Genomic DNA, 1306 nt, shown 5'->3' on the forward strand with positions numbered 1-1306 from the left:
ATGTGGAGCCGTAGCGAAAGCGAGTCTGAATAGGGCGTTGAGTATTTGGTCGTAGACCCGAAACCAGGTGATCTACCCATGGTCAGGTTGAAGTTCAGGTAACACTGAATGGAGGACCGAACCGACTTACGTTGAAAAGTGAGCGGATGAACTGTGGGTAGCGGAGAAATTCCAATCGAACTTGGAGATAGCTGGTTCTCTCCGAAATAGCTTTAGGGCTAGCCTCAAGTGATGATTATTGGAGGTAGAGCACTGTTTGGACGAGGGGCCCCTCTCGGGTTACCGAATTCAGACAAACTCCGAATGCCAATTAATTTAACTTGGGAGTCAGAACATGGGTGATAAGGTCCGTGTTCGAAAGGGAAACAGCCCAGACCACCAGCTAAGGTCCCAAAATATATGTTAAGTGGAAAAGGATGTGGCGTTGCCCAGACAACTAGGATGTTGGCTTAGAAGCAGCCATCATTTAAAGAGTGCGTAATAGCTCACTAGTCGAGTGACACTGCGCCGAAAATGTACCGGGGCTAAACATATTACCGAAGCTGTGGATTGTCCGTAGGACAATGGTAGGAGAGCGTTCTAAGGGCGTTGAAGCATGATCGCAAGGACATGTGGAGCGCTTAGAAGTGAGAATGCCGGTGTGAGTAGCGAAAGACGGGTGAGAATCCCGTCCACCGATTGACTAAGGTTTCCAGAGGAAGGCTCGTCCGCTCTGGGTTAGTCGGGTCCTAAGCTGAGGCCGACAGGCGTAGGCGATGGATAACAGGTTGATATTCCTGTACCACCTAGCATCGTTTTAATCGATGGGGGGACGCAGTAGGATAGGCGAAGCGTACGATTGGATTGTACGTCTAAGCAGTGAGATTGAGTGTTAGGCAAATCCGGCACTCTTAAGATTGAGCTGTGATGGGGAGAGGAAATTGTTTCCTCGAGTCGTTGATTTCACACTGCCGAGAAAAGCCTCTAGATAGATAATAGGTGCCCGTACCGCAAACCGACACAGGTAGTCAAGATGAGAATTCTAAGGTGAGCGAGCGAACTCTCGTTAAGGAACTCGGCAAAATGACCCCGTAACTTCGGGAGAAGGGGTGCTCTTTAGGGTGCAAGCCCAGAAGAGCCGCAGTGAATAGGCCCAAGCGACTGTTTATCAAAAACACAGGTCTCTGCTAAACCGTAAGGTGATGTATAGGGGCTGACGCCTGCCCGGTGCTGGAAGGTTAAGAGGAGTGGTTAGCTTCTGCGAAGCTACGAATCGAAGCCCCAGTAAACGGCGGCCGTAACTATAACGGTCCTAAGGTAGCGAAAT

Annotated in this window: 1 rRNA gene; it reads left to right on the plus strand. The window is 49.9% G+C overall.

The annotated features are described in order from the left end of the window. Positions 1-1306 (plus strand): 23S ribosomal RNA (locus tag AC1RRU_RS12545); the annotation flags it as partial.

The organism is Staphylococcus sp. GW821-FHT11H10 (assembly GCF_058807855.1).